Origin of the sequence: Candidatus Clostridium eludens, assembly GCF_045310515.1 — a bacterium.
In the GTDB taxonomy this organism is placed as follows: Bacteria; Bacillota; Clostridia; order Clostridiales; family Clostridiaceae; genus Clostridium_B; species Clostridium_B eludens.
In genome coordinates this window covers 1-333 of the sequence record NZ_JBJHZX010000190.1, presented here as the reverse complement: position 1 = coordinate 333, position 333 = coordinate 1, and the positions used below count along the sequence as shown (strand labels likewise).

General features: G+C 36.3%; 1 protein-coding gene. It reads left to right on the top strand.

Going from position 1 to position 333, the window contains the following annotated elements; all coding sequences use genetic code 11:
- Positions 1 to 333: iron-containing alcohol dehydrogenase (locus ACJDU8_RS25785; protein ID WP_406795036.1), on the top strand; the 333-nt coding region annotated here is incomplete at both ends.

The following is a 333-nucleotide window of genomic DNA, read 5'->3' as shown; positions in this document are numbered from 1 at the left end:
CCTTTCATGGTTAAATCAGGAGCTGTAAATAAGATAACAGATATATTCAAGAGAATTAATGTAGAATATGAAATATTCGCAGAAATAGTACCAGATCCACCAGTTGACATAGTTGCAAACGGAGTAGGCCGTATGATGGCTTTCAGACCAGATGCAATAATTGCACTAGGCGGAGGTTCATCCATCGACGCAACAAAGAGTATAATGGCATTTTGTTTAAAGATATTAAAGAACAAAGGCGATACTTCAGGATATGCAAAACCATTATTTATAGCAGTACCAACTACAAGTGGTACAGGTTCAGAAGTTACAGCTTTCTCAATAATTACAACA